The following is a 24,520-nucleotide window of genomic DNA, read 5'->3' as shown; positions in this document are numbered from 1 at the left end:
CAACGCCTCTCTAACTGACTCATTTTTGAAAGTTACAAGGATCGAACTATGAATATCATTAAGCACATTTCTATTGCCATTGTCGCAATTACATCGGTAACTGGCTGTACTAGCACTCAATATTCATCGCGTTTTGTCTCTTTACCACAAGTTAAAAATATCAACGTTGCTCCCACTATAAGAACCTTGAGCAACGTGACTAGAGCCCTTACCCCACTTGTTCTTACGTTGGCTCAACCGGTTGTCATCTCTCCCCGCATTGTGATTTCCAACTAGCTTCATTTAGTCATCAATATCATTAGGCCGCTAACCTCTCAAGCCAATGACCGCCGGCTCTCCGATTGGAAGCAAATAAAAAGGAGCTGACTCGCAGCTCCCTTTAATCAGGCCTACAGCAATGCCGGAATACCCGGTAGCTGCCCTACGACTGCTAATGCGCCAATACAGACGATCGCCGTTGTTAGTGGAATCGTCACTTTATCGACTTTAGCCAGTGAGTCCGCTCTCTCTTTATTACCGATCAAACCCATATTATCTAGCAGCATGGTGATCGCCCAACCAAATACAGGGTTAACCAAAGCACATGCGAACATACAAATGCCAGCACTTTGTGAATTGCGAGCGTTTTTCACCATCTGCATTCCTGCCTCAAGAAGCGGTAAGAAAACACCAACTAACAGGGCAACGCGTAATACCGGTTCCCACATGGCTAGATCCATTGGGTAACCAAGCACAGCAGCGAACACACACAGTAAACCCGTTAACAATGCACCGCCAGGAATTGGGCGTTTAGCGATAGCCGCAGGGATCATATAGGTACCCCATGAAGATGCTAGATTGCCCCCACCTAATCCGGCACCGACCATTTGGCGAATAGAGCACACTGTCATCGTGTCATCCACATCCATTAACGCGCCTTTGGCTTTCTTAGGGTAATTCAATTCTTGGAACACTCGATGCCCGAGGAAATCTGGAGACCACATCGCGACCGCCAAAATAGCAAATGGAATGACCGCAATGTAGTGCTCTAATTTGGGCCAACCTAATTGCCAACCGGTATTTTCACCCCACCAATAAAACGGGCTCATATTAGGTAAGCCAGGCTCCGTGGTGAATTCAAATGGCACGCCCATAATGAAGGCGACGACACCCGCAATAAAGGAACAAAGTGGGATCGCCAACCAACGCTTTTCAATTTTGGCTAAATAGGCATAAATCACAATGGTGGCAGAAATAACTACAAACGAAACCGCATCAAGGCCTGAAGTCACTGACCACGCTTCAAACTTATTAAGCTGGCCGATTAACCCAACCGCACCTAAATAAATGAGCAAGCCACCTCTCACCCCTTCGCCTGTTAATTTCACTAATTTTGAGCCACCTTTAGTCGCACTCAAAATTAATCCAAACACACCAACCATAATACCGAGTGCTAAAGGGTGACCTCCGGCTGCGGCGATTAATGGGATCAGTGGGATCATTGGCCCATGCGTGCCAGCAAGGTTACTTAGCGGGTTTAATATGGCTGAAAAGAATACAACAAAAATGAGCCCAGCAATCAATAATTCAAAGCGTACGTTCTCTGCGACAAACTCAGGTGAAAGCCCAAACTGAGCCGCAAAAGCTGCGACCATAGCCGTCACCATCACGACTTTGCCTATCGTTGCGGCAATTGCTGGTACCCAATCTTCAATTTCTACACCAAAATCTCTAAATGGTAAGTGGACTCGCCACCGCTTTAGATCGAGGATGGATAACTCATGTTCTAGATATTCATCACGGGATTCAAATTCTTTGGCTTTTCGCCTACGCGATTGGTAGGCACTTTGTTCCATGTTACTCATTTCCACTCCATATAATCATTTCCGCTACTCATATAATTATTAATAGTTATGAGATTTGAAAATTGATATATGTCAGTGTTAACCCGTTACCGCACATGGAGTTATGATAAAGGCGGTACAACGCACATTTAAACGATTAGTTGGGACATCAATCACATTAAGTAGATAATCCCATAAATAACTAAATTGCTTATTAAATGAATGAGTATTTTGCTCTTCTATTTAATATTAAATATGGGTAATACGATATTTTCAGAATAACTGACAATAAATAACAACCAATTGCATAAATACCAATTTGATATTATTACAAGACTTCATACTGCCGAATATTGCCAAATAATCTGCTTGTCTAGCATCAAAGTGACGCACAATAGTCGTCAGGTTTAATATTTGAGACAAGAACAGACTAAATTGAAATAGGATTGTCGCGTCAGATGAGAGTGAATAGCTTTCGAGTTTGATAGTAAATTTTCAACGATGTATGCGTTCAAAGCAGGTGAATAGGTAAATTATTTTTGAGTGATATAGCAGTGACTACGCTGACTTGACAGGGTATCTAATAAGGGGATAAATGTTGGAAAAACTCTTTGGGTGAGAGCTTGGAGCGTGCAGCGGGAATCGAACCCGCATCATCAGCTTGGAAGGCTGAGGTAATAGCCATTATACGATGCACGCATTGTGTCTTGTGGTAAAGACTGATGCGGTAAGACTTGGAGCGTGCAGCGGGAATCGAACCCGCATCATCAGCTTGGAAGGCTGAGGTAATAGCCATTATACGATGCACGCACATCGTCTCGACGAGATTGATAATGCCACATCTAACTGAAAACGAAACCTTTTTCTTTGAATATTTGTCTAAGTGGTTGCATAACAGGCATTGCGCGAGTTTTTTGTACAAACATTAAACACTAGTAGCGTTGAAGTGTGATCTGGTTCTTACCCGACTTTTTCGATTCGTACATCAAATGGTCTGCATCATTCAGTAAAACGACCTCCGGTTGCATTTCGTAATACGCACACCCTAGGCTAACGCTTGTCTGTATGTAACGATTTCGGCACTTTACTGGTCGCTCACTGATAGCATCGCAAATGCCTTGAGCACGAAGCTGTGCCTGTTCGCAGGATAATCCAAATGAAACAACCGCAAACTCCTCTCCCCCTATTCGAGCAAATAGATGCTTATAGTCCAGTGAATTTGCCGCTCGGCTCGCGACCGCTTGAATCACGATGTCCCCAACGTTGTGCCCAAAATTGTCATTGATTTGCTTAAAGTCATCGATATCAAAAACCATCACAGTTACCGAGGCAACACCAATATCAAGGTTGGTGATTTGTTTGAAGAAATGACGTCGATTACTGACCCCGGTTAGCTCATCGGTATTAACCACCCGAACCAATTCTCGGTTGGCTTTTTCTAATTCGAGCGTTCTCTCTTTTACTGTCCGTTTCAACTGTATTGCGTAAATAAAAATAATGCCGAAGACCACCAATATAAGACTTGGCACAAAATACGGAGGGTAAACAGTTTTAATGTGCATCCATTTACTTAAAATCTGTTCGCGATCTTTACGAGATAAACTCGAGAAACCGGTATCTATGCTTTCTAGTAATGCTTGGTTCCCTTCAGCCACCGCGACTTTTAAATCTCCGGAATACAAAAACATGACAGGTGCTATCTGCACTTCAGCTTTAGAAGTATAAAGATAAAAATTCGCCACTTGGGTGTCAGCAATAAAGGCCGTCAATTTGCCTTTCAGCGCTGCGTTGAACATTTGCTCATTGTTAACAAACATGTCTAACTGCAAATTAGGGAAATTCTGTTCAGCAAAATACTGCTCGTAACCGCCTTCCACTACACCAATTGATTTGCCTTCATCACCAGCCAAGAAATAATTCAAATCGGTTCCGATGTAATCTTGCACCATAAATAGGTGCGTATCTATGGTAAGCAGGGTATCGCTATAGTCGAGGAATTCATCTCTAGGCGCAGACCATAACAGCCCCGCATGAGCGTCCGCTTGACCATTTTTCACTAACATTAAAGATTCATTCCAATCTGTCAGTTTAAACTCAACGTCTACACCGGTTCTCCGTGAATATTCTTTCCATAGATCAATCAAAATTCCGTTTGGCTCACCTTTTTCGTCAATGTAAGAAAATGGTTTCCAAGCTTTTGAATTGGCAATAATCAATGTCTTCGAATCTTCAGATTTAGCGTGCGCTACCGATGAGGCCAGCATCGCAAGTAAACTGATTATCGAAAATACAATTAGGCGTTTATTCACTGGAAACGGCTCCCACTATTACTCCTTCATCAGCCAGAGCCAAGTAGTCGGCTAGATCTGATATTCTCATCGGTTTTCCAAAGGCCCAGCCTTGTCCATATTCAATCCCCATTTTCTTCAAGGCCTGATGCTGAACGGTTGTTTCGATTCCTTCAGCGACCAATTTCATGTTCTCTCCGCGAGCGATGTCCACAATATGTTGAATGAGGGAAGAGCGAATCGCGCCATCTTCAACATCTATGACAAAGCTTCTATCAATTTTTAAGACTTGGCTGTTGATCTTTCTAAGCTGATTCAAATTGGAATACCCAGTCCCAAAATCGTCTATCGCAATATCAATCCCTTCTGTCTGCAAATGCGCGATCGTGACCGGACTTCCTTCTTCTTCTAGGTACTCACTTTCCGTTACTTCCAAGATCACACGGCCTTTAAAGTGCTTAAATTCGCCAAAACTGCTGATATGGGCGACTGCTCCACTCGCTATGTCCTTAGGAAATACATTAATGCTTAACCTAAAGTTATCCGTTACCACTGGGTTTAACTCGGTCAATGCAATCTTCATTAAACGAGCAGAGAACTCCCATGTTTTTTCTTGCTGACTGATCACCGGAATAAACTCATCAGGTGTCATGCATCCATATTCATCTTCGACTCTAGCTAGCATTTCTACACCAACCACTTCCCCTGTGTGTAAATCAACTATTGGCTGATAAACGCAGTAAAAGTCACCGTTAATCAATGCCTGTTTCACTCGGTTTGCCGTTGTTCGCTTTCTAAGGTAGTACTTACGAACCCATAGATAACCAAACCCACCTAATGAGATAGAAAACAAAAATGTGAGTTCTACAAGTAAAGGCGGAAACTCGGTTTCGCGAATTTTGTTTGGCTCCACTGCAGCACACAAGCGCCCTGATGCATCACACTTCACGACGGTCGATGAACGCCCTCCCCAAAAATGATAAGGTTCATCCCTACTAGCGTGGTTAGAAACTCCTGCCTCGCCCGCCCATGAATACTCATTACCTTCGTAACTAAAGAACATCTCCCAGCGATATTCTTGACCAAGGAGATCCGTCATGAACTCTGGGTCAATCACAACGTTATAATTGCCAAGTCGCGCGATCAGCCCCGAATGCTCTTGATTAAAGAAAAGTAGCTTCTCAAAATGCCAATACTCTACGCCAATAGGTGACACGACATCTGGTTCAGATGGGTCGGTAAAGGGAGTTTCTAATAAACCAAGTCCAGTGGTACAAATCAGGTCCTTTCCATCAAAAAAGCCAATATCTTTTATGAAATGAGAGCGGAACAGAACCTTGCGCATTTCTAGAAGGTTTTGCTCATTGCACTCATTGAAACGTAAATCATTAAGATTATTTAGACTGCTATGAATTTCCTGCCGAGATTTGATCGCATAACTCAATATATAGTTAGCTTCGACATTGGTGCGTTGCCAGATCTGATAGGCAAATATTCGTGAAATCGCCGCCGACGAAACAACAAAAATCAACAGCGGGATCACCATCGAAATAGTGAGTTCTCGGACATTGGTCTTAGCTTTCAAATTCACTCCATATTCGTCTTTCATTCATAAAATTTTTTATAAACTATGGACTTATTTATTCCATTAACAATAAGCGTAGTACAAATTGCCTTGTTATTGAGTGAACAAACAAATTCCTACGTTGATTGGCAAAAAAGTATGGATTTTGAGACGCAAATAACTCGTCAATTGAGGTGAGCTCTGATACATTTGCCGCACAATTTTCGTCCCCAATACGCCCATGCCTTCGCAGTTTAGAATTAACAAAATCGTTGAGATTGGTGACACCCTTCACCGAAGTGGTTGTGCACCTTATAAGCTAGAAAAATACACTCAACATTATGCTCGTAAGCATGGTGTGGATGTCATGATTCAAGCGACCCCTACGGCGATAAACTACCAGTTCCCAGATGACAATAACGCCGTTGTATTAAAACGCCTCAAACCTGCGTCTATTAACCTAAGTTTGCTCGCAAATACTATTATTCGAATCAATCAGCCAAGCAGTGAGCCCGTCCCTGAACCGACTGGCTACCCTAAGTTTGTTATTGCATTGGCAAATATGGGGATTCCACCTGCGTACCTTATGCTAGTGGGTAGCACATTAGAGGCTGTTGGGTTTTCGGTGATTCTTGGGTTTATGGTTTGGTTGTGTCAGCAGCTATGTCATTCAAGACGAGCCATTGCTGCAGAATTCATATCCGCGCTAGTAACCGGCATTTTTGTCGCCTTCCTTGCCAGCACTGGGTTGCCGATTCCAATTTGGGCGCTGTGTATTGCAGCTATCGTCCTCTTTGTCCCCGGACTTTCGATTGCAAATGCGCTAGAGTGTTTGGCGTTTAACGACTTAGTTTCAGGAACCAGCTTACTAGGTCAAAGTGCCCTCACCTTGATCAAACTGTTCGTGGGAATTGTAATGGGATTAAACATTGGTGAAGCCATATGGGGACAAGCGGAATCAATTTCTTATACCAATGAAGTGCCAATGTGGATGCACGTATTTGGATTGGTACTGATCTCTGTTTCTATCGGAGTGATATTTAATGCTCGACCTAAGGACATCTTGCTTGGGTTGCCGGTTGCAGTTTTGGGTATGTGGGGACCTTTCTACCTAGGCTTTGATAGTGGCTGGGTAGTCGGCACGTGGATTACAACGGTGTTAATCACGCTCTACGGAACTTGGATCGCGAAACGCATGGATTTGACAGGATCAATATACATTGTTCAGGGCATCATTATTCTTGTACCTGGTAGCCGAGTGTTGGTGAGCGCAAGCCAATCCGTGTTTGAACAATCAATCCTCCCGATCCCAAGTATTGGATTGTCGGCACTCTTTATGTTCTCTGCGATTGTTGCAGGGCAAATTACGGCCTACTCCATTTACTCACCTAAAGTTGAAAGGTAGCACCGACAAACCAAACAAACTGAGTTGATATAAAAAGAGCCCTATTCAAACAACGCTATCAAGCGGCCTTTGAATAGGGCTCTTTGCCTCTATGTTTTGCTTTTCTATTAAAGCTTCCTTTTCCTTTTTTCGCCTTTACTGTTCGAGTTCTAAATAGTTGACTGGTGACAACCGCCTTTAATGCATTGTCTTTGATTTCCCCTCTACCCATTTCGTGATCAACCTTTGGCGGATTGACTATTTCATGAGTAGATAAGTGCAAGCTTTTATGCTTCTTCTTACTCATCTTTATTCCTACTTTTTGTTAATGATTTAGTCAGTAACTGACTTGTCGAAATAAATAATAAACGATTTTGTTCAATAGTTTTAATTTAATTCATTAGAAAACGTCATACGATTGTAACCTTATGATATTTAAGGGGACGAAAATTTGATGGCCTCCAAAGTTATCCGAATTTTCTCTCGAGTATTCGTTGACTATCAAGGGATTTGATTTAGACTCATTGGCGGCTAGAAAGAAAGTTCTTTGTATGTAAACATTTCGTTGGATTACTTGTAACCCCGTTGTGTTGTAAACAATAGCAATCAACTTTTCCACGCTATCAGTGCCATATTGGCGCAATACAACTTATATTATTAGGATATTGATTATGTCTAACACAGTTACTGGTACAGTAAAATGGTTCAACGAAACTAAAGGCTTCGGTTTCATTCAACAAGAAAACGGTCCAGACGTATTTGCACACTTCTCTGCAATCACTGGCGAAGGTTTCAAAACTCTTGCTGAAGGCCAAAAAGTTGAGTTCGTAGTATCTCAAGGTCAAAAAGGCCCACAAGCTGATAGCATCAAAGTACTTTAATTCAGTACCTAAAGCTTTTTAAAAATAGCCAGCATCTGCTGGCTATTTTTTTGCCCGTCGTTCCACTAATTAAGGTAGTATCTGTCTACTCTATTTTTCAAAGACATACCCATGGCTCTTAAACCTACCATTTACAAGTTTCGTATCTCGCTAACGGATATGAACCGTGATTACTACGACTCTTTTAACCTCACTATCGCGCAACACCCGTCAGAAAACGATCAACGTATGATGGCGCGTGTAATGGCTTTCTGCCTTAATGCCTCTCAAGAGTTACAATTTACAAAAGGGCTATCTTCAGTCGAAGAGCCAGACCTGTGGTTAAAAAGCCTAGACGACCAAATTGAGCAATGGATTGATGTCGGTGAGCCTGACCCTGAACGCGTTAAGAAAGCGACTCGTTTATCCAAATCAGTGAAGGTGTACTCATTCAACACCAAATCCAATGTGTGGTGGGAACAAAACAAAGGTAAGTTTGGCTACCTTAATGCTCAAATCACCCGCTTGAATAACGAAGGTATCGAGCAAATGGCTGGCATGATCGAGCGTACAATGGATTTATCCGTTATGCTCACTGGCAACTCAGCGTTTGTGAACAGTGATACTCAGTCGTGTGAGATAACTTGGGAAGAGTTACAAGAAAATGACTAGCCTGGAGCAAAGTTTAGAATCTGCTGGTATTGGTAAAAACGAGCCGTTTAACAAACGCTTTCAAAGTGATTTCGACACCTTTATTAAAAACAACCACGAATTTTACCAACGCGCATGTGAAAACAAGCCAGAGCATTCTGAATTACAAATTCTTCTTGGATTGTTGACCAAACTTCATATCGAAGCGACAAGCGGTTTCGAGTCGGGGCTCGCTTCAAGCCAAGCCATGAAAGATCTTATCGAAGATTCGGTCGGCACAGAACACTCTAAGAAGTTCAAACACAATCAAACTGAAGTTCTCCTGTTTGCCACTCATCTATGGTTAACAGTGCAAGGACGTTTAGGCATGGATTTTAGCCTAGCGAATGATCATGCCGTGATTACCTCCGAGCTTATCGCAAAAGCAGTAGTGACCGATGTGGATGAGCAACGCACGCAGTTTTTAGAAGGGTATTACCAAGGCTTATCTATTTACAAAGCGCAGCAAACGCCAGTAGGTTTGTTTGCGAAAATCAAGAAGCTATTCAACTTCTTCTGATGCACAAGATTTGATGGTGTTACACATTGTGGTCGGAGCCGTGATAACTTGGTTTCGGCCATTATCTTTCGCCTGATACAAGGCAAAATCGGCTTTCTTAAACAACGCTTTCAAACTGGTTTCCTTGTCTGTCGACTCAATCATTGAAACCCCAACAGAACACGTCACATAGCCCAAATCTTTGTTACTTGGATGCGGCAACTTCCTTAACCAAACGTTCTTACGCAATAGTTCAGCCAACATGGTGATCGATGTTGCTGAAGACTTTTCACAGACCACCACAAACTCTTCACCACCATATCGGTATACTTTGTCCGAATGTGGATTGATGCTAGCACGTAAGGCTTTGGCTACAGCTTGCAATGCCTCATCACCGACTGAATGGCCGAAATGATCGTTGTAAGCCTTAAAGTTATCAATATCTATCACGATCACGCCAAACCAACGCTTATTGTTTCTCGCGTTTTCTAATGCCAATATTGCTTGTGTCTCATAGGCAAAGCGTGAATAAACCCCAGTAAGCACGTCAAACAAAGATTGGCGCCTTAATCCCAACATTTGGTTTTGGATTCGCTTAATGAGGGAAGCATACCTTTGAGCAAGTTGCCCCAGCTCATCGGAACGATCTCGCTCTGGAATGCTGTTAACATCAATTGAGTCGATGTCCCCTTCCATACTTTGAGCTAAGCGATGAATCGGTTGGATAATACGTCTCGAAGCCCAAAATATCAGCGCTAATGAGAACAGAATTGCAACCAGAGCTTCCCTCGCAACCAACTTTAAGGTGTCGATTTTAAACTCTGTCAGGTTTGATGCATCAAACACCGCCCAAACATAGCCTTCGGTTGCTCCGCTTAGAGGCATTTTGATGTAAAGAAGACAAGAATCTGAATTGAGGACATAATCGCCACCACCAAATTCAGGCTTGTAATAGATATTGCCGAACAAGTTTTCAAGACGCACATGATTGATCAACTGCTCTTGCTTATCGATCAAGCGTTCAAGCGCATAATTGATTTTGAATCGTTCTGACTCTGGTGAAGTGTCTAACTTAGATTTCAGTGTTTTGATTTGGCTTTCTAACACTTCACTGCTTTTAAGTGATGCATCGATGTTCCAGATATCATTGACATCCTTTATCCATGCAATCCTGTAACTATTGTTATTTTGAGAGAGTGCATCGACTTCAAAATAGAATAGGTTCTGCAGCTCTTTATAGGTATTGAGTGCTTCGGAAGTCGCCACATGATTATAGTTACGACCACCAGCAGCGAAAGAAAGCTCTTTGACGATAGAGTGCATCGATGCATTCGCCAATCGTACTTCAGCCTCAACTTCACTACTCCACTCACTCATATAGCGGGTATAGCTGAAAGAGCCGACTAACCACAGCACTAGCACGGCGTGGGTAATAAAAAGGAGTTGAGAAAGGCTAAAACGACGACGCATATTATCTAAAGGCAGCGTTCACGCGATCACCACAGGTTCCGTTTACACAGATGTCTTGAAACTGCTCATGGCAAGCCGTACATGCTTGGACTTCAAACGACGGATGCTGCTTCGAAATATCCGTGCCTTGCAAATCGTACGTTCCGTACAAAGGTATACCTGCATAGTGTTCCGTTACAAACATAATCCCTGGTTCTTGAAAAATCGCAATAGCGGTAGGTCCATCGGTATAAGGGCCGTGAGTCTTATATTGTTCAAGCTTGTCTGGATGAACATACACATGAACAGCCGTCCCTCTACCCTCATTTATCCAATTGTATTGAGCAACCGTTCGCTGAACAAACAACGAAGCACTTTCAGGAAGCTTGACATCTCGTCCTACGTTGACGGTTTCATTCACCATTGGCCAACGTTTCCAATCAGAAGGATAACTGGCCAAAGAACTCGCGAAAGATCCCGTAACTGGTGCTAAAACACCAAAAACAAGAACAAAAATAGGTCGTTCCATGAAGTTTATTGCTTAACAAAAAGTGGAAAGAAGATAACATTTATAAATAGAATTCACTAATTATATTTTCCTCAGTTATCAGTAATTCATTTTGCCACTGGTTAAATCGATAAAATATTATGTTGTCATAAAGAAAAAGCCCCAATGACAATCATTGGGGCTTTTAAAATCTGCTATTGGCTTATCGTAAGCCGTGTAAAAACTCATGCCTTGTGGCTGGCTTGCTTTTGAATATCCCACCTAACGCAGTCGTGGTCGTTTCACTAGTCGCATCCATCACACCACGAGACTTAACGCAGTAGTGGACTGCATCCATCGTTACGGCAACATCTTCTGTTTCCAATAAAGTTTGGAGTGCGACAAGAATTTGCTGAGTCATGCGCTCTTGCACTTGCGGGCGCTGTGCAAAGAATCGAACAATGCGATTAATCTTAGAAAGGCCGATGATTTTTCCGCGAGGGATATAAGCGACTGCGGCTTTACCATCAATGGTCACTAGGTGGTGCTCACAAGTACTAGTCAGAGTGATGTTTTTCACTCGAACCATCTCGCTCACGTCCATCTTATTTTCGATTACCGTAATTTTCGGGAAGTTCTTGTAGTCCAAACCAGAGAACACTTCATCAACGTACATTTTTGCAATACGGCTCGGTGTTTCTTCTAAGCTGTCATCAGAAAGGTCAAGCTCAAGTAAAGAGAGAATTTCGCGCATGTGAAACTCAATTCTTTCTTTCTTTTCTTCTCGGCTTACATCGTTCGGGCTCATTGGTGTTTCTAACCCGCGACTTGCTAGCGCATCTTTAACCAACTTCGCTGATTCGCTAAGACCTGACATTCCTATTCCTCTTTACTTTACCCCTTACGGATGGCTGACAAGGATACGCGTAATTTTGAATAAATACACCCATATTTTAAGGGAGGTCATTATTTAGGGGATTCAAATTATGCTAAAGTACTTCGCCTAAACTAGATGATAAAAATTAAAACGATAAAGGAATTTCAATTATGGGTTGTTGTGACGCTCCTGGCTTGATGCCAATTGAAGAAGCATTAGACAAAATGCTTACCCCGATTAAACCAATCCAATCGACTTTTTCTCTGCCTCTTGCCGATGCTTTGGGTTTTGTACTTGCTGAAGATGTCCTATCTCCTATTTTTGTGCCTCCTTTTGATAATTCAGCAATGGATGGTTATGCCCTACGCTTGGCTGACCTAGAACAGACAAAAACACTTCCTTTAGCAGGTAAATCATTTGCTGGTCAGCCGTTTGAAGGCGAATGGCCTGCTCAAACTTGTATTCGTATTATGACGGGTGCAAAGGTGCCTGCAGGTTGTGATGCGGTAGTGATGCAAGAAAATACTGCTGTCACTGACGCGGGAATTGAAATAAAACAAGACACCATTTCTCTGAACAACAATATTCGTCCTACTGGTGACGACATCAAACAAGGTGACATTGTTCTTCAAAAAGGCGCTCGTCTTACTCCACGTGACATCCCAATGATCGCTTCACTAGGTATCAGTCATGTGACGGTTGTCCGTAAACCTAAAGTCGCGTTCTTTTCCACTGGCGACGAACTGAAGAAATTAGGCGAACCATTGGAAGATGGCCAGATCTACGACAGTAACCGTTACGGTATCAAGCCACTGATCGAAGCATTCGGCTGTGAAGCCATTGACCTAGGTATCATCCCTGATTGCCCTGCGACATTGAAAGAAACGTTTGATAAAGCGCAGCAAGTGGCTGATGTGGTTGTGACTTCCGGTGGCGTGAGCGTTGGTGAAGCTGACTACACTAAAGATATTCTCGAAGAGCTTGGACAAATCGGCTTTTGGAAGCTGGCAATCAAACCAGGTAAACCTTTTGCTTTCGGTGAACTTGATAACGCATGGTTCTGCGGATTACCAGGGAACCCAGTGTCAGCCATTCTTACTATGTATGTTTTGGTTCAGCCTATGCTTGCGAAATTGGCAGGACACAGCGAGTGGACAGCGCCAGAGTCTATCCCTGCTATTACTCAATCTGCATTTAAAAAAGGCCCAGGACGTACGGATTACCAACGCGGTATTTATCGCATTGAAAATGGTCAATTCGTTGTGGAAACCACAGGCAACCAAAGTTCAGGCGCGTTCCGTTCAATGAGCCTAGCGAACTGTTTTGTTGTGATTGAAAAAGACCGTGGAAACGTGGCCGTTGGTGAGACGGTTCAAATCCAACTGTTCAATTCTACTCTGTACTAGGCAATTTAATGGAAATTTTATCTGATGCAGAGATGCTTCGTTACAATCGTCAAATTATTCTGAAACAGTTTGATTTTGACGGTCAAGAAGCCTTAAAACAAAGTTCCATACTTGTTCTTGGAGCCGGTGGTTTAGGGTGTGCTTCTGCTCAATATTTGGCAACGGCTGGTGTTGGAAAGCTCACCTTAATCGATGATGATGTCGTCGAACTGTCAAATCTGCAACGCCAAGTGCTGCACACAGACGGCGATATCGGTAGACCAAAAGTCGAGTCAGCGGCCGAAGCGTTACAATCACTCAACCCACACCTAGTGGTAGACACTGTAGCTAAGCGACTCAATGACGAAGAGTTGGGCGCATTGGTGAAATCCCACTCTTTAGTGCTGGATGCGAGTGATAATGTAGATACTCGTAATCAGCTCAATCGCCTTTGTTTTGCATCTAAAACACCTTTGGTTTCTGGCGCAGCTATCCGAATGGAAGGTCAAGTGAGCGTCTTTACTTACCAAGACGAAAATGCTCCTTGTTACCAATGCTTAAGCGCACTATTTGGAAACGCGGCTTTAAGCTGTGTCGAAGCTGGTGTCATGGCTCCTGTGGTCGGTATTATTGGTGCAACACAAGCATTAGAGGCCATTAAGGTCATAGCAAACTTCGGTGCTCCTAAATCAGGTAAGCTACTCATTCTCGATGCGATGTCTTTGAGCTGGCGAGAAATGAATCTTATGAAAATGCCAACCTGTAGTGTGTGCCAGGGGTAAGGTTTAACCTGCCTCGCTAAATAAAAACCAGCCTTTCGGCTGGTTTTTTTGTTATGTACACGATGAACTCATCAGTCTCGTGTTTTCTCAAACACAGCAACCGACCAAGCAGGTACAGACAGTTTGTTATTGCTTACGCTTGCCACATCAACTCCGTTGCGGGCAATCGAAGCCTCTGCTGCGGCTGTTTGAATGTTATGAAGCGCATACCCCGTTGCATCGAATTGACTAAACTCTTCTAAGTTTGTCGGCGACGCATTCACTACAACCACTAAACCATCACGTTCTCCGTCAATAGTTGCATCAAAGTTCGCACCACTGTTGTCAATGCTCATCACGATCAAACCTAACGTTTGCTCAGAACCTGTATTGTGGAATTGCACTCTCTTTTCAATTTCAGTGCCCTTATCTAAAGTCATCAAGCCTGAAGACGCGCGCAATGCTGTCAGCTCTTTAAAGAATTGATCCATCGTTTCAATATCGCTCGCCGTAGGGTTCGCCTCTTGAGCAGATTGAACAATCACATTCTCGATGATGTCCCAGTTAGAGCCGTCTTTATCTTCGCGAGGTAACCCTACGTCCCAGTTGTTATCGGCTTTGGTAAAGTCGACTAGGTTGTACCAATCACCAGAATCGTACGAATCTCGCTGCATCGACTTAGAACGTAAGAACTCACTGCCCATATGGATGAACGGAACACCTTGCCCAAGTAGCGCGGTAGACAATGATACCGCCTGCATTCTTACGCGAGTTTCTACCGGTACATCATAAGCAATCTTGTATTGATTATTATCCCACAGTGTTTGGTTATCGTGCTTAGACACATAGTTTTGGATTTCGCTGGCGTTAACGGCATACCCCGCTGCTTGTCCATTATAATCAAGCTCTGAGCCTTTGATGACGGTGTCATTACTGTCAGTGAACTCATAATCTTTCAGGTTACCAGCCATACCAAGTCGGACAATGTCTGCTAAGTGCATCACGGCTTGCGTGTCAGCTTCAGACGGCGTACCAGCTAGATCGTTTGGTAGAACCGCCGCTCCATTACCAAAACCTTGATTTGAACGAAGAGAATCCTCACTGTCGAATGGGCTTCCGCCTCGTACCGCATCTCGCAGCCGGTCAGAGAAAGAACCGATGCCTGTGCCACCTAAGTTTGGCTGAGTCGCTTGAACGAACATACGATCATTCGCAACTTCACCAAAGTTCCAGCCTTCGCCATAGAAGTAGACATTTGAATCAACCGCTTTAGCAGCCGCTAGCGTTTGTTCTATTTGCGCTAACGGATGGTGCCCCATCAAATCCCAACGGAACGCATCAATTTTGTATTCTTTAACCCAAGTTGTAATCGAATCATCAATCAACTTACCAAACATTGTATTTTCTGGCGCTGTATTTGAACAACACGTCGATTGCTCCACTGAACCAGAGAATTCATTTAAACGTTGGTAGTACCAAGGCACAATACGATCCAATACCGACTTACTTGAAACACCAGATTCATTGGTATGGTTGTAAACCACATCCATCACCACATTCATTCCGATATCATTTTTAACCGCCATCACCATTTCACGGAATTCTTTGATACGCGTCAGCCCTTCGGCGTCTGTCGAGTACGAACCTTCTGGGACTGTGTAATGGAACGGATCATAACCCCAGTTGAACGAGTCTACATTTCTGACATGTCCATTTAGACGTTGAACAACGGCGTTCTCTTTACTGTCTTGTGCCGACAAAGCCGTAAACACTTCAGCGATCGTTTCATCTCCAGAGCAGTAATTTCCAAAATCACTATCGCTACTCACCGTTGAATCCAGCGAACATAACTTGCTAAAGGGTTCATTGATGTTCGCGACTTGGTCAGGATCTTCATTGATGGTCGCAATATCAAATACTGGCAATAAGTGAAGATGCGTAACGCCAGACTGTTGCAAAGCTTTCAAATGCTGAACGGGGACCGAGTCAGACTCTGTAAATGCGCCAAACTTACCGCGCTGCGCATCAGACGTTGAACTGTCAAATGCCGAGAAATCACGCACGTGCGCTTCATACAGTACAAACTCGGCAGGGTTGTCTTGTGACTGAGGTGCTTCAAGCGCACTCCAACCTTGTGGAGTGACATCGGCGCTAGTTAGATCAACAACCTGAGTGAACTGTGAATTCATTGCCAAGCTCAGCGAGTACGGATCCGTCACTTCATACGTTTCGACTTTGTCTGTCGCTGGATGGAAAACCGTGACTTCGTATCGGTAGTAATCACCATGAGCCAGTGAGGTATCTTCTGCTTCCCAGCTACCCGTCGTATCATCAAAAGTCATATCGACGGCAGTTTGCGCCACTTTGTCAGAAGAATACGGAACAAGTTTTACTGACTGCGCAGTTGGCGCCCATAATCTAAAACTTGTTGTTCCATCATCATTAAGAATCGCACCAAACTCTAAATTTTTGGCTTGCTCTGCGTAAAGAGCATCGAGCGCGCTAGCTGGCTGAACTTCTGTTGCTTGAATCACTCCCGTAGAATCCGATGCCACTAAAATAAGCTGACCTTTGAGCAAATCTTTTAGAGCATGACCTTCTGATGAGAAATCAAACGTAAAGCCCGTAAAGTCATTCGCTAGATGAGGCTTCGCCGCCTGCCAGTCTGTGCCACTTTTGGTGGTCGAGCTCAGTTGCTTAGTCGCATTTTTCACTTCTTTTGTTGAAGTATCAAATTCTAGTTCGGCCGTCTCTGAAAAATACAGAGTCAGTTCTGTCGCGTCTGCATTGTTGATAAGTACCGTTGTATCATCAGCGAAAATCGCGCTTGCACCCGATAGTTCGACAGCTGTTGCTGGCTTATTCGCTAACGCATCGTAATAAACTTTATCCGTCCCTTTAAAAACGAAAGCCACGTTACCTATTGCGGTTGTTTTATCGAATTCAAACTTTAGATTCGCAGTTTGGTAGTCGCCGTTATTGGGAATAATATTGATACACCCTTGCGCTTGATTGAACGGTACATCCCAATAAGGTCCGTATGTATCACTAACACCGCTTGTATCCATTCCAGGCCAATTCGTGTTATTGCCGTCTAAGCTTGTACACTCGCCTTCATTCCATGTATGAAGGGTAAAGTCACTTTGGTCACCATCAGGCGTATTCATATAAATACGCACATGGGAATCCGGCACATCTTCCGAGGTAATTAACTCTGGGTATACAGCAGCCACCGCTTCTTGGGTAAAGACTTCGCCCTGTTCATTAGTTTGATTTAAATCGGCTTTTGCATTGTACTCCCCTAACGGTTTTTCACCGTTCACTCTAGGGATAAAGTTGACACACTCGGTACCTTCCGCTTCATCGACCTCTAACTCCCAATAAGCACCGAATTGATCATCAACACCATCCGGAGATAGCCCTTTACTCCAGTCACTCGCGTCCGGATTCCCACCCGAATATGCGGCGCACGATTCGTCGTTCCACACGTATAAGCTTGCGCCAGAATAGTCATCACTTTGTGCAGATTGTGCTTGAGCAGATGTTGAAGCCTTGTAATAGACTCTCACGCTAGAGCTGGCTTCTGCCTCTTCACTGTCACTTGAAGAAGAGTTGCAACCAATAAGAAGGGAGCCAGCCATCAAAGGTAAAATGGCTTTACTCAGTGTCGATAATTTAAAATGCTTATGGTTCACGTTATATATCCATATGTTTGTTATTAGATCAGACGATATGCTACGGCTAACGATCCGCAGCAAAATGTGCTCAAAATCATCAAAGATTTTTCGTCACAATTAATAAGCAAACATGCGTATAGTAATCACGATTAGTAGGATGAATTAGGCAAATCAAGAGGAGGATACACAGTGATATGCTGCGCAATTAAGGGCGTAGAGGGCGGGCGTATTTCGCTCATTTTGACGCTTTTAAGGAGGAGTGCAAAACGCATGAACACAACGCCTCGTTTTCGAGAGTGCACCTAATGCACGCTAGCTCACATTAATAACTCAACTTATTTTTTCGTTGAAAAGAAGGAGAGTGAAAATCTCTTACAGTCCCACTATCACTCGTTCTCTTTTTGACTTTCATTTTAGAAAGCCAGACATAAACAAATCATATAATCAAATAAAAACAACAAGTTAAACTTTGGCACAACTTTTGATTGAGCAGATATAGGCTTAAACAAAAAAAGGATGTGGGCATGCGGATTTTAACTTTAATATTACTTCTCACCTTTACCGGTTCGGTCTATTCAGCGCCATTTGATACCTGCCCGAGTAAAGCCTACTTATTTCAGTCGACCCCCGTTCAAGTCTGGGGTGTAAACCTAGTCACCGGTTCGACATCACTGCTTGAAGACGACACAGGGCTAAATGCCAATATTAACGGTGTCGGGTTCGACTTCGATGATAGATACATTTACGGTTACGACACCACAAATAAACGCCTGGTCCGCCTTGGACAAGACTTCCAAGCTGAAATCCTAAATACATCAGGTCTACCCACCGATCACACCTTTTTCGTTGGTGATGTTTACAACCACGTTTACTACCTATATCGCAAAGGTAAAGGCCTATTTACGGTTGATCTATCGCCATTAGACTCCGATCCAACCGCCACAGTTACCGTCACCAAAGTGGTAGGCAGCCCAGCAACGGTCAACCTAACAGATTTTGCGTTCCATCCTAGTGACGGTTCACTCTATGGTATCGACAACAACTCTGGTGCTTTGTATCGATTTAATCCGACTACTGGTGCTGAAACCTATATTGGTGATACTGGCGAAACGGGTACGTTTGGTGCGGGTTATTTTGATGTAAATGGCTATTACTATGTCTCTCGAAACCAAGATGGGAAGATTTATCGAGTTGACTTATCTCCGGGCAATGCCGTCAACATTGCCGCAGGTTTCGTTCCAGCTATTGAATTTGTATCTAACGGCCCTGCCTCCAATCAAAATGATGGCGCTCGTTGTGCTAACGCTCCCGTCGTAGACGAAGATTCCAACATTGATTTTGGTGACGCTCCAGACTCGTATAAAACAACGCTTGCCAATAACGGTCCTAGACACGAACTTGATGGCATCACTTGGTTAGGCACAGAAGCTCCAGATTCCGAACAAGATGGATTTGTGAGCCCTCTTTCTGACGATAATTCAGGTTCAGATGATGAATGGACAAATGGTGGTATTGGTTTCGTTACCGCTGTCGAGTCAGGGTTAGATTCTCGTGTTGTTGTGGAGGCATCAACAAGTGGTTATTTATCTGCGTGGATAGACTGGGATCAAGATGGCACTTTTGATGGTGCTACAGAACAAGTGTTTACCGACCAACTACTATCCGCTGGTGAAAATACTTTGTTCCTCAATGTCGATATCAATGCATTAGCCGGCACTACATGGGCACGTTTCAGATTCAGTCAGCAAACAGGACTTAACTATTACGGAGGCTCAACTTCAGGTGAAGTCGTCGACTTCCAGATCGATGTCCTTAACAACGGAGCGTCAGCTCGCTACTTTCCAAGTGCTTCCGGTTACGCGACATTAGCCTATGAAGACAACTGGCCTTATAAAGCAGACTACGACATGAACGATGCCGTGTTTATGTACCGTATTACCGAGATTCTCAAAGAAGGTAAAGTGGTAAAAACCACCATTGACGGAAGATTAGTTGCCATAGGCGCAGATTACAAAAATGGTTTCGCTATCCGACTAGAGGACCTAGCACCGAATATGGTTGATTCTGGCCAATCTTATATGAAACAGAATGGATCTTTCACCTCATCTGGTATGGAAGAAGAAAGAACCGAAGCCATATTTGTTGTAAGCAACGATTTAAGTAGCGAGGTCGCAAGCAGCTGTAACTTCTATCGCACGCTATCAAATTGCAAAGAAGACGAACAATTTACCTTCCAACTCGGTATCACTCTAACTGGTGATGGCGTGGAAGATGCCAATTGGACTGATATGCCGTACGACCCATTCATCTTCGCGACTCCAGGATATTACCATGGTGATAACCTTCCGCTTCACCCAGGACGAAGTTGGGAAGTCCACCTAGCTGACAAGGCACCAACTGAAGCGTTTGATACTGTCAATCTATTTAACACAGGGCTAGGTGTCGATGACAGTGACCCAGCCACAGGTAAATACTTTAAAACGGCTTTAAACCATCCGTGGGCATTACTTATCACAGCCGATAGTGAGTGGGAATGGCCTTTAGAAAATGTCGATTTGGTCACCGCTTACCCTGATTTTGCTGACTATGCACAATCTGGGGGGACTCGGTCCACTACTTGGTTCAATTCGCCTTCTAATAACCAATGCTACGAGCCTTAAGGAGATACATTATGAATATGCACAATACTCTAACAATAGGTTCAATCGTACTGCTGTTAACGGCGTGTGGTGGAGGCGATGGTGGGGGCGGTGGCTCAACATCTACACCACCTCCTGCGACGCCAGCAGCTCCGACAACAATGGAAGATCTAGTCGTTCCAGATGGTTTTGATTACAACCCGGTTGGTAGCTACAAAATGTCGATAGATATTAGTAACACGACAACGGAAAGAGCGTTTGTCTCAGTATACAGTCGCTACAACACTCGAAGTGATAATACTCTAAAACCCGATTATTCGAGTAAAGTCGTTGCGAGTTCTTTAGCAAACGGAAAACTTGATCTCAACTTTTCGGCGCCAAACGTTAATGAAAACTTATTGATTGAGATATGGTTCTATAACGGTCAAGACCCTTTACAGCGAACGTTTAGCACTTCGCAATCTCAAATTACATGGTAAATACAAGCTGAATTCGACTGAAATCATTATTAAGCGAGCTCTATGTGAGCTCGCTTCATTTCTTTCACTTGTCTAATATTCCTTTTGTTTAACAAATCATTTATCTTTTAATAAACAATCACAAAAACTGCCATGGAATGAAGCAACTAAAGTTAGGAGTGTTACTGCTATTCGTAGGAGCCAGCATTTTATGGCTTCTTGATCGCTTCCCTTTGACATCGTCAACGGGAAATCAGGTGTCCGCGACCGTTATCAGCAATACGTTAACCCAATCCCTTGATGGTCACCGCCGCTATCTGACTTTGGAATCTGACTTAAAAGCTTCATTTCGTTTAGGTATCGACCCTAAAATTGATTGCCCTGTCGGCTCGATTGTCTACCTTGAAACAATAGACTCAATCCTCTCTTCACAAACTAGTTTTCGATTTATTCGCTGCGTAACTAAGTAAACTAAAGGACTGCTGCTCATGACGTCACCACTCATCTCCTCAACACAACTCAAAGACCTTATCGGTCAACCTAACACCGTATTGTTAGACGCTAGTATTAATTTTAAAATCCCTAATGAGCAGCCTAAAGTGCACGGGGTTTATATACCTACCGCAATCAAGTTTGATTATGACAAAGAGTTTTGCGACGCCGACTCCCCTCTGCCTCATATGATGCCGAGCGAAAATGAATTCAATCAGAAAGCCCAAGCGCTCGGGTTAAATAATGAAAGCGTCATTGTGGTGTATGACAACGCTGGAACCTTCGCTTCTCCCAGAGCTTGGTGGATGCTTAAAGCAATGGGGCACCAACAGGTATACATTCTTGATGGTGGGCTACCAGCTTGGATTGAACAAGGTTTCGAAACCAGCAAGTTGTACCGCAAGGATATTCAACAAGGTAACTTCAATGGTCACTTGAACCCAGATTACTTTGTTGATGCGGGTTACGTTAAGCAAAGCTCTAACCAAGCCTCTGCGCATATACTGGATGCTCGTTCACAGCAACGCTTTGACTCTCTCGTTCCAGAGCCACGTGAAGGTCTTCGTAGTGGGCATATTCCTAATTCCACATGCCTACCTTTTTCTTTGGTGATGGCTGAAGGTCGCTTAAAACCGGTCGAAGACTTGAAGATAATCTTTAGTCAACTAGAGTTAACAGGTACTAAGCCTTTGATTTTTAGCTGTGGTTCAGGGGTGACAGCGTGTATTATCTTGCTGGCAGCTACACTTGCCGGACGTTCAAATACCATGAGTGTTTACGATGGTTCTTGGACTGAGTGGGGTGCAGACGAAAGCCTACCTATTTCCGTGACTCAGTAACTTTTTCAGTATCGATTGCAGCGCCGAACTCGGGCTGCAAGATAATTTAGGCGCTTTATGGCTGTATTTAAGAAAAATATCTGGATGCTCTACTTAGTGATTTTTCCAATCACATTAGTGCTGTTTTCTCTATATGGTTATTTGAAATGGGAATCAAATCGAAAAGATTTCGCATTCCAACAAAAGCTCCAAGTGGAGCTATTTTTCACGTCAGTCAACTCTCTTTTCACAAGCCAAGAAGCATTGTTGGAAGTGGTTGGGCATCAGTTAGTAAAACAAGCCGATTTCACACGTACCGCATCAATTCAAATCCGCCCAATTTTGGACAAATTACTAGACGTACATCCCGCTATCGCCGCATTCGGGCTTACCAATGCGCAAGGCGAATACATTTCCGTCACATCAAACATTAACCTTACCGACACTCAGAACCTGATGAGTTTGGAACACACTCGCTCATCGTTCAAAGAAACTTTAAAAAGTAAGCGTATGATCATCGGAAGAACATACTTCCAGCCTTCGCTTGCCAGTTACGTTATTCCAATCAGAAAAGCCATTCGAATGCCAGGCGAAGGCGTCAAAGCGGTAATGACAGCTGGGCTTAAAATCGACGACATCATCGCCTTTCAACAAGATGTTCATGCTGGCGCTTACAATGATTTATCATTAGTTCGAACTGACCACTATCGTCAATTCTTATCCAGCGATCGTAAATCTCACCTTCCGTATGAAAAGCCGATTGATGCCAACCTTTATCGCTCGGTTCTAGGCAGTATTACACTACAACACCAAATTACGATAGAGGAAGCTAAGCTCAGTAATCAAAGTTATACCGTTAAAGTACGAGAACAAGGGCAAGACTCATTAATCACGGTTAAGTATTTGAGAAACTACAACTTGTGGGTAGCGGGCAGAACCAATCTTACTTACGTAGACGGCTTATTCTATGACGAGTTCAAACTGTACATTTTCGTGTTCCTACTGCTTCATGTTGGCTTTTTCGTCCTAGTTAGGTCGATCGCGAAAAATGATGAGAAAACGCGTAATCAGCTGATCTATCAGGCAAGCCATGATTCGTTAACTTCGTTGCCTAATCGTCATTATATGAGAATGAACATTCACGCTTGGATAGAAAATAAAACCAAGCCGTTTTCCCTTCTGTTTATCGACATAGACAGCTTTAAAAGCGTTAACGATACTCATGGGCACGACTTTGGCGACAAGATATTAAAACAAGTGGCGCAGCGCCTTTCTGAATTCAAAGGAAATACAGGTCTTGTTGTCCGAGAGGCGAGTGATGAGTTTATTTTCCTAACGAGAACAAAAGACGATGACAAACTAAAAGCACTCGCTCAACACGTCATCAATGCACTTGCTGAACCTTATGACATCAATGGCTCCCAGTTTTTGCTCAGTAGTAGTATTGGCATTTCCAAATTCCCTAAGCACGGTAGTGATTTAGATGGCTTACTACGAGCCGCTGATATCGCTATGTATCGAGCGAAACAAGAACAAAACTCGTACAGCTTGTTCACCACTCAGATGCAAGAGTCTCACCTATACAAAATGAAGGTTGAGCAACGATTACGTATCGCAATCGAAAACAAAACTTTGTTCATGGTGTTTCAACCTCAAGTAAAGGCTGATGGTTCCATTCATGGTGTTGAAGCGCTTGTCCGTTGGGTCGACGAAGAATTGGGCTTTATACCGCCGGATGTATTCATTCCTATAGCTGAAAACACGGGCTTAATGGCTAAGTTAGGCATATTCATCATTGAATCCAGTATCATGCAGATGGCTCGTCTACAACAATCAGACAAGGTCAGTTTTGGATTGTCTATCAATATTTCAGTCAGACAATTCATGCAAAAAGAGTTTGCTTTGCACTTGCTTGATACGATTGAGAAATACAACTTTGATAAAAGCCTCCTGACCTTAGAGATCACCGAGAACCTATTTATTGAAGATCTGGGGCATGTAAAACCGATTTGCGAAGCGCTGCATGATGAGCAGATTAAAATCTCTCTTGATGATTTTGGTACGGGGTATTCGTCTCTCAGTATGCTTAAAGCGTTACCCATCGACGAACTCAAAATTGATAAAAGCTTTATCGATACCATTCACTATGATAATCAATCACTAACCATGGTTCAGAACATCATTGCGATAGGTAAGAACTTTGGAATGGTCGTGTTGGCGGAAGGGGTCGAGTCTAACGAACACTTTTCTATTCTTAAGGAGTGCCAGTGTGATTTGATGCAGGGTTATTACTTTTCTAAGCCTATCTCTTCTGAAGAGCTGAGTGCATACCTTGTGAATAACTAGTTCAAGCTTAAAAATAGGGAAAC

20 protein-coding genes and 2 tRNA genes are annotated in these 24,520 nt (G+C 43.3%); 12 read left to right on the top strand and 10 right to left on the bottom strand.

Annotated features, from left to right (window positions below; genetic code table 11):
• Window positions 1-48: 48 nt before the first annotated feature.
• The gene (locus tag ACHUFI_RS17645) at window positions 49-276 is read left to right on the top strand and encodes a hypothetical protein (protein WP_394251490.1); all 228 of its coding nucleotides are present in this window, start codon (window positions 49-51) and stop codon (window positions 274-276) included.
• Between the two features lie 113 nt (window positions 277-389).
• Here the strand turns inward: ACHUFI_RS17645 and ACHUFI_RS17640 are convergent, their stop codons facing one another.
• The 5 genes from ACHUFI_RS17640 to ACHUFI_RS17620 form a co-directional block, all read right to left on the bottom strand.
• Window positions 390-1,844: a DUF3360 family protein gene (locus tag ACHUFI_RS17640; RefSeq protein WP_394251488.1), complete on the bottom strand. Its 1,455-nt coding sequence runs from the start codon at window positions 1,842-1,844 to the stop codon at window positions 390-392.
• A gap of 603 nt (window positions 1,845-2,447) precedes the next feature.
• A tRNA-Gly gene (locus ACHUFI_RS17635) sits at window positions 2,448-2,522 on the bottom strand.
• A 36-nt stretch (window positions 2,523-2,558) separates the two neighbouring features.
• A tRNA-Gly gene (locus ACHUFI_RS17630) sits at window positions 2,559-2,633 on the bottom strand.
• A gap of 122 nt (window positions 2,634-2,755) precedes the next feature.
• Window positions 2,756-4,132: a transporter substrate-binding domain-containing diguanylate cyclase gene (locus ACHUFI_RS17625; RefSeq protein WP_394251486.1), complete on the bottom strand. Its 1,377-nt coding sequence runs from the start codon at window positions 4,130-4,132 to the stop codon at window positions 2,756-2,758.
• Entirely contained in the window at window positions 4,125-5,696 is a 1,572-nt protein-coding gene (locus ACHUFI_RS17620; RefSeq protein ID WP_394251484.1) for an EAL domain-containing protein, read from the bottom strand. Before ACHUFI_RS17620 ends, ACHUFI_RS17625 begins: the two co-directional genes overlap by 8 nt.
• A 220-nt stretch (window positions 5,697-5,916) precedes the next feature.
• Between ACHUFI_RS17620 and ACHUFI_RS17615 the strand changes: the two genes are divergently transcribed.
• Window positions 5,917-7,080, top strand: coding sequence for a threonine/serine exporter family protein (locus ACHUFI_RS17615; RefSeq protein WP_394251482.1), 1,164 nt, complete (start codon window positions 5,917-5,919; stop codon window positions 7,078-7,080).
• 58 nt (window positions 7,081-7,138) lie between these two features.
• Here the strand turns inward: ACHUFI_RS17615 and ACHUFI_RS17610 are convergent, their stop codons facing one another.
• Complete coding sequence (locus tag ACHUFI_RS17610) at window positions 7,139-7,291, bottom strand: alternative ribosome-rescue factor A (protein ID WP_394251646.1); 153 nt, start codon at window positions 7,289-7,291, stop codon at window positions 7,139-7,141.
• Between the two features lie 439 nt (window positions 7,292-7,730).
• On the opposite strand from ACHUFI_RS17610, the gene ACHUFI_RS17605 reads away from it, so the two are divergent.
• The 3 genes from ACHUFI_RS17605 to ACHUFI_RS17595 all read left to right on the top strand — a co-directional run bounded on the left by ACHUFI_RS17605 (window position 7,731) and on the right by ACHUFI_RS17595 (window position 9,129).
• Complete coding sequence (locus ACHUFI_RS17605) at window positions 7,731-7,940, top strand: cold-shock protein (protein ID WP_004737278.1); 210 nt, start codon at window positions 7,731-7,733, stop codon at window positions 7,938-7,940.
• A 111-nt stretch (window positions 7,941-8,051) separates the two neighbouring features.
• Window positions 8,052-8,591: a YaeQ family protein gene (locus ACHUFI_RS17600; RefSeq protein ID WP_394251480.1), complete on the top strand. Its 540-nt coding sequence runs from the start codon at window positions 8,052-8,054 to the stop codon at window positions 8,589-8,591.
• Window positions 8,584-9,129 (top strand): hypothetical protein, encoded by a 546-nt coding sequence (locus tag ACHUFI_RS17595; protein ID WP_394251478.1) that lies wholly within the window; start codon window positions 8,584-8,586, stop codon window positions 9,127-9,129. The genes ACHUFI_RS17600 and ACHUFI_RS17595 overlap by 8 nt, the downstream gene beginning before the upstream one ends.
• Here ACHUFI_RS17595 and ACHUFI_RS17590 read toward each other — a convergent pair.
• The 3 genes from ACHUFI_RS17590 to folE all read right to left on the bottom strand — a co-directional run bounded on the left by ACHUFI_RS17590 (window position 9,112) and on the right by folE (window position 11,921).
• On the bottom strand, window positions 9,112-10,578 hold the full coding sequence (locus tag ACHUFI_RS17590; protein ID WP_394251476.1) for a diguanylate cyclase: 1,467 nt from the start codon (window positions 10,576-10,578) through the stop codon (window positions 9,112-9,114). The two genes, ACHUFI_RS17595 and ACHUFI_RS17590, sit on opposite strands and share 18 nt — an antisense overlap.
• 1 nt (window position 10,579) lies before the next feature.
• Window positions 10,580-11,086: a hypothetical protein gene (locus tag ACHUFI_RS17585; RefSeq protein ID WP_394251474.1), complete on the bottom strand. Its 507-nt coding sequence runs from the start codon at window positions 11,084-11,086 to the stop codon at window positions 10,580-10,582.
• Window positions 11,087-11,267: 181 nt separating this feature from the next.
• Window positions 11,268-11,921, bottom strand: a complete 654-nt coding sequence (gene folE / locus ACHUFI_RS17580) for a GTP cyclohydrolase I FolE (protein ID WP_394251472.1) — start codon at window positions 11,919-11,921, stop codon at window positions 11,268-11,270.
• A gap of 170 nt (window positions 11,922-12,091) precedes the next feature.
• On the opposite strand from folE, the gene moeA reads away from it, so the two are divergent.
• Together moeA and moeB are read left to right on the top strand one after the other, a co-directional pair.
• Entirely contained in the window at window positions 12,092-13,327 is a 1,236-nt protein-coding gene (gene moeA, locus ACHUFI_RS17575) for a molybdopterin molybdotransferase MoeA (protein ID WP_394251470.1), read from the top strand.
• Window positions 13,328-13,335: 8 nt separating this feature from the next.
• Window positions 13,336-14,088, top strand: coding sequence for a molybdopterin-synthase adenylyltransferase MoeB (gene moeB, locus ACHUFI_RS17570; RefSeq protein WP_394251469.1), 753 nt, complete (start codon window positions 13,336-13,338; stop codon window positions 14,086-14,088).
• A gap of 71 nt (window positions 14,089-14,159) precedes the next feature.
• On the opposite strand, the gene pulA is transcribed toward moeB, so the two are convergent.
• On the bottom strand, window positions 14,160-17,762 hold the full coding sequence (gene pulA, locus ACHUFI_RS17565) for a pullulanase-type alpha-1,6-glucosidase (protein ID WP_394251467.1): 3,603 nt from the start codon (window positions 17,760-17,762) through the stop codon (window positions 14,160-14,162).
• A 506-nt stretch (window positions 17,763-18,268) separates the two neighbouring features.
• On the opposite strand from pulA, the gene ACHUFI_RS17560 reads away from it, so the two are divergent.
• From ACHUFI_RS17560 to ACHUFI_RS17540, 5 genes are all read left to right on the top strand, one after another.
• A complete protein-coding gene (locus tag ACHUFI_RS17560) occupies window positions 18,269-20,404 on the top strand; it encodes an LruC domain-containing protein (protein WP_394251465.1) in 2,136 nt (711 codons plus the stop codon).
• A gap of 11 nt (window positions 20,405-20,415) precedes the next feature.
• Window positions 20,416-20,862 (top strand): hypothetical protein, encoded by a 447-nt coding sequence (locus ACHUFI_RS17555; protein WP_394251463.1) that lies wholly within the window; start codon window positions 20,416-20,418, stop codon window positions 20,860-20,862.
• Between the two features lie 137 nt (window positions 20,863-20,999).
• The gene (locus ACHUFI_RS17550; RefSeq protein ID WP_394251461.1) at window positions 21,000-21,311 is read left to right on the top strand and encodes a hypothetical protein; all 312 of its coding nucleotides are present in this window, start codon (window positions 21,000-21,002) and stop codon (window positions 21,309-21,311) included.
• A gap of 18 nt (window positions 21,312-21,329) precedes the next feature.
• Window positions 21,330-22,172 (top strand): sulfurtransferase, encoded by an 843-nt coding sequence (locus ACHUFI_RS17545; RefSeq protein WP_394251459.1) that lies wholly within the window; start codon window positions 21,330-21,332, stop codon window positions 22,170-22,172.
• Window positions 22,173-22,229: 57 nt separating this feature from the next.
• Window positions 22,230-24,497, top strand: coding sequence for a bifunctional diguanylate cyclase/phosphodiesterase (locus ACHUFI_RS17540; protein WP_394251457.1), 2,268 nt, complete (start codon window positions 22,230-22,232; stop codon window positions 24,495-24,497).
• The last annotated feature ends 23 nt before the right edge of the window (window positions 24,498-24,520 follow it).

This window comes from Vibrio profundi, assembly GCF_043642225.1.
Lineage (GTDB): Bacteria > Pseudomonadota > Gammaproteobacteria > Enterobacterales > Vibrionaceae > Vibrio > Vibrio profundi_A.
Note: the sequence above shows the minus strand (reverse complement) of the source record. Positions and strands in the feature narration are given on the sequence as shown.